Source organism: Thermus aquaticus, from assembly GCF_001280255.1.
Taxonomy (GTDB): domain Bacteria; phylum Deinococcota; class Deinococci; order Deinococcales; family Thermaceae; genus Thermus; species Thermus aquaticus.
In genome coordinates, this window is the sequence record NZ_LHCI01000092.1 from 1 (window position 1) to 4,107 (window position 4,107).

Annotated in this window: 5 protein-coding genes and 2 pseudogenes; all 7 read right to left on the bottom strand. The window is 65.5% G+C overall.

The genetic code is table 11. The features are described 5' to 3' along the window. Positions 1-75 precede the first annotated feature (75 nt). A pseudogene (locus BVI061214_RS14135) lies at positions 76-168 on the bottom strand (IS5/IS1182 family transposase); the annotation flags it as partial. A gap of 67 nt (positions 169-235) precedes the next feature. Continuing rightward, positions 236-349 (bottom strand): annotated as a pseudogene (locus BVI061214_RS13565) (transposase); the annotation flags it as partial. Positions 350-492: 143 nt separating this feature from the next. Next, positions 493-1,278: an ABC transporter ATP-binding protein gene (locus tag BVI061214_RS00595; RefSeq protein ID WP_053766910.1), complete on the bottom strand. Its 786-nt coding sequence runs from the start codon at positions 1,276-1,278 to the stop codon at positions 493-495. Next, entirely contained in the window at positions 1,271-2,302 is a 1,032-nt protein-coding gene (locus BVI061214_RS00600; RefSeq protein WP_082333087.1) for a FecCD family ABC transporter permease, read from the bottom strand. The genes BVI061214_RS00595 and BVI061214_RS00600 overlap by 8 nt, the downstream gene beginning before the upstream one ends. Before the next feature lie 103 nt (positions 2,303-2,405). Next, a complete protein-coding gene (locus BVI061214_RS00605) occupies positions 2,406-3,317 on the bottom strand; it encodes a heme/hemin ABC transporter substrate-binding protein (RefSeq protein WP_053766911.1) in 912 nt (303 codons plus the stop codon). Beyond that, the gene (locus tag BVI061214_RS00610) at positions 3,314-3,946 is read right to left on the bottom strand and encodes a DUF3386 family protein (RefSeq protein ID WP_053766912.1); all 633 of its coding nucleotides are present in this window, start codon (positions 3,944-3,946) and stop codon (positions 3,314-3,316) included. Before BVI061214_RS00610 ends, BVI061214_RS00605 begins: the two co-directional genes overlap by 4 nt. Then, a partial coding sequence (locus BVI061214_RS00615) for an antibiotic biosynthesis monooxygenase family protein (RefSeq protein WP_248841682.1) occupies positions 3,939-4,107 on the bottom strand: 169 nt, incomplete at its 5' end. The genes BVI061214_RS00610 and BVI061214_RS00615, both read right to left, overlap by 8 nt.

A 4,107-nucleotide genomic window follows, 5' to 3' on the forward strand; every position in this document is an offset into this window, starting at 1 on the left:
GAAGAAGCCGTCTCCTTGAGGCCCCGGTACAAAAAGCTTCCGCACTCGTGGCCACAAGGAGAGGTCCATCCCCGCAAGCAAGGCTCGCCCACCCCCCGTGTCCGTTAGGATCTGGCGCTTTCTCCCTTTGACCTTTTTCGCCCCATCGTTTCCCCGGGGCTCGCCACGGGATGCCGTTCTTCAGGACGTAACGTGCTTCCCCTTTAGGGGAACACCTTCTGGATGGCGTTCACGATCTTCTAGACACCTTGGCGGGCCGGCCGCCGGGCTTGGGGGCAGGGATGCGGGGCTCCAGGAGGCCCCACTCCTCGTCGGTTAGGTCGCTGGGGTAACATCGTCTAAGAGGCACCCCTCAAGGATACCACCCTTTTACGACAGCCTCTAGGTTTGTACCGAGGGCGAGCCCTGCCCGCGGTGCCCGGAGGCGGGGCTGGGCATTCTAGCCCCAGGCCAGGAGGACCCCCAAGAGGGGGATTGGTCGGGACGCGGGTTTCAGTGAGAGAGTGCCCGCCCGGCGAGCCTCAAGGCGGGAAAGAGCAAAGGGGGCCCCTCCCCTTGGGCCACGGCGGCAAAGGCCACGCCGTAGACAGGCTCCAGCACCTCGGGCCGTAGAACCTCTTTCGGGCTACCAAAGGCCCGTACCGCCCCTTCCTGCAAGAGGAGCACGCGGTCAGCAAAAAGGCTGGCTAGGTTCAGGTCGTGCAGAACAGCCACTACGGCCCTTCCCTGTGAAGTCAGGGTTCGGAAAAGGAGCAAGAGCTCCAGGGCGTACCGCGGGTCCAGGTGGTTGGTGGGCTCGTCCAGGAGGAGGAGCTGGGGCTCCTGGTTGAGAAGTCGGGCCGCTTCCACCCTCATGGCCTCCCCCCCGGAAAGGCTTGGCTGGAGACGATCGCTAAAGGGGAGGGCCTGGGTCTGCGCCAGGGCCTCGAGGGTCTTCCGGTGATCCTCCGGGGCTTCCCTTCCCCGAATGTGGGGGAGCCGACCCAGGAAGGCCACCTCGTAGGCGGTAAGGGGAAAGGCTATCTGGCGGTTCTGGGAAAGGACTGCCCGTCTACGGGCTAGAGCCTTAGGGGAGTAGGCGGTCAAGGGCTTGCCCCAGAGGCGTACCTCGCCCTCGCTAGGGGATAGCTCCCCCGCCAAGATGCGGAGCAGGGTGGTCTTGCCGCTGCCGTTGGGACCTAGAACCGCCAGAAACTCCCCTTCCCTCAGGGCGAGATCAACCCCCCTAACGATCCAGCGTCCCCCGGTCAGGTAACCCACGCCACAGGCCTCAAGCACGGTACACCTCCCGCTTGTACCGCAGGACCAGGTAAAGGAAAAAGGGACCTCCCAGGAGAGCGGTCACCACGCCCACGGGTACCTCGGCGGGGGCCGCCACGGTTCTCGCCAGGAGGTCCGCGAGGACCGCCAAGGAGGCTCCCAAAAGGGCCGATCCCGTAAGGAGGTAGCGGTGGTCCGGCCCCGCCAGGAGGCGGAAGAGGTGGGGAGCCACCAGGCCGATGAAGCCCACACCTCCAGCCGGGCCCCCCGCCACCCCCACCCCAAAAGCCGCGCCCGCCACGGCCCGTCGTTTCAACGCCTCTAGATCCGCGCCTAGGTGGAAGGCTTCCCGCTCCCCCAGGACCAGGGCGTTGAGGGGGCGGGTCAAGGGTAGGAGGAGGGCCCACGCCAGAAAGGCTAGCGGGAGGCCAGAGAGCAGGGTCGTCCAGGTCACCGCGGAGAATCCCCCTAGGGTCCAGAAGGTGAGGCTGCGGAGCTGCTCCTCCGTGGCCAAAAAGGTGAGAAGACCTATGGCCGCTCCCACCAGGGCGTTAAGGGCGATGCCCGAAAGGAGCAGGACCAGGACCTGCGTGCCCATAGGGGTCCGGGCGATCCACCACAGGACCTGGGTGGCCAACACCCCTCCCAAGAAGGCGAAGAGGGGAAGGGCATAGGCCTCCAAAGGCCCCGCTCCGGGCAGGAGGACGATGAAGATGGCCGCTCCCAGGGCAGCCCCTGAGCTCACCCCGATGAGACCGGGGTCCACCAGGGGGTTGCGGAAAAGCCCTTGCAGAACCGCCCCCGCTAGCGCTAGAAGGCTGCCTACCAGAGCCGCTCCCAGGACCCGAGGGAGGCGGAGGGCCGTGAGGACCTGGTACTCCAACCCCTCCCCCCGGAGGAGGATCTGGGGAATGGCCAAGGGGGGGATGGAGTAGGCGCCCAGGGCTAGGCCCAGGAGCAGGGCAAAGGGGAGGAGGAGGGCCAAGGAGAAAAGGGCCTTACGGTAACGCCGAAGGTGGTGGGGTATGGTGGTTGAGATCACGGGATCTCCTTGAGGACGGCCTCTGGCCCCTCGGGCACAGGCTTGCCCAAGAGGAGGAGCAAGAGGACGGCTTTCAGGTAGGCCCTGGCCCAAAGGTAGGACCTCACGGTACCACCTCCACAAAGCCTTCCTGGAGGTAAGCCGCCCGGAAGAGGTCCAGGGCGGCCTTGCCTGCCCTGGGGCCAAAGGAGCCTAGGTACAGGTCGTCCATGGCCACCACCTTTCCCTTTTGGCCTGCGGGAGTTTGGGCAATACCGGGGAGACGGAGGAGGCCGGGAAGGCCCCCAATGGAATCCAGACCCTTCTTAAAGGTCACAAGGACATCGGGCTGCGATGCCACTACGCTCTCTGCGGTCATGGGCTGGCACTCCCGGATTCCCCGGGCAGCGTTTTCCAGGCCCGCTAGGACCATCATGCCCACAGGCGTGGCCCCCTCTCCGCACACGAAGAGGGTTTGGGGCCCCCGCATGTAGAGGAAGAGGGCCCGTAGCCTTCCCTTGGGAGCTCTTTGCGCCTTGAAGGCCTCGAGGGCCAGGAGGTCCCGCTCCAAGCTCCGCACCAGCTCTTCCCCCCGCGCCTGGCGGCCCACCGCCTGGGCCACCACCCGGATTTTGGCCTCGGCACCCTGGACGGTGGGCTCGGTGGGGACCAGCACCACGGTCACCCCCGCCGCCCTAAGCTGCTCTACCACCTGGGGGGGGCGCACGTCCTCCCGGCCGATGACCAGCGTGGGCCGCAAGGAGAGGATCCCTTCGGCGGAAAGGCGGAACTGGTAGCCCACGCTGGGCAGCCGAAGCACCTCCGGGGGGTAGTAGCTGGAATCGTCCCGCCCCACCACCTGGTTGCCGACCCCTAAGGCGAAGAGGATCTCCGTGGTGATGCCGTCCAGGCTGACGATACGCTGGGTGGAGGACACCACCACCTCCTTGCCGGTGGCGTCCACCACCCGGTGGGGCTGGCCCCAGGCCGTGGGGACCAGGGCCATCGCCAGAAGCCAAAGGGCATTGGGCCTCATTTTCTCACCTCCAGTTCCTCCAGCCGGATCATCAGACTGCCTAGCCTCTCCCCTTCCACCTCCACCTGACGTTCCCGGGGAAGCCAATAGGGGCCCACCCGGGTGTACTCATCGCGGTAGATTTCCACCCGATGAATCTCTCCCCGCGCGTTCTTCTGCACCAGGACAAAGCGGTGAGGAAGGAGGCGCTCGTCATGGGTTTCTTTCCAGGAAAGCAGGTGGAGGCGCAGCTCCCCTTCCTCCAGGCGCCGCTGGATCAGAGAAAGACGTCCCTCCCTTACCCAGAGATGGGAGTGGAAGGGGTCTTCCAGGGCGATCCGGACTCCCAAGGGACCATCTTCCAAGCCGCGCATCGGCCACCTTCCCTCCCCCTGTTCAAAGGGGATAGGGCGGCGATGGCCCAAGATGGAGGCCAGTTCCCGCTCAGCCAGGGGCTTGACGTCCTCCGTCAATTTCGCCTTGGGAGAGAAACCTTGGACCTCCACCTCACCCCAGTACCAGACGCCCTGCCAGTAGAAGGCCAGCTTAGCCTGGAAGCCCGGAAAATCCGGGGGAAGGGTATAGATCCGCTCCCGCGCCTCCTTGAGAAGAGACCAAGCGGTTATCCCTTCTAGCGGTGGTCTAGGCATGGTCCTCCTCCGAGTCCAGAACCACCACAAAGGTTTCCAACCGATTGGGACCGGCGAAAGCGTCCTTGGGAAGGGTGCTTTTGGCGTGCCCTTCGCGGAAGGCAGGGCTTTCCGTCCAGGCCAGGAAGGCCGCCTCGCTCTCCCAGAGGGTGAGGACGATG

Bases quoted from the DNA above. Each gene is read 5' to 3' on its own strand.
- BVI061214_RS00605 (WP_053766911.1), bottom strand. From the start codon at position 3,317: ATGAGGCCCAATGCCCTTTGGCTTCTGGCGATGGCCCTGGTCCCCACG.
- BVI061214_RS00610 (WP_053766912.1), bottom strand. From the start codon at position 3,946: ATGCCTAGACCACCGCTAGAAGGGATAACCGCTTGGTCTCTTCTCAAG.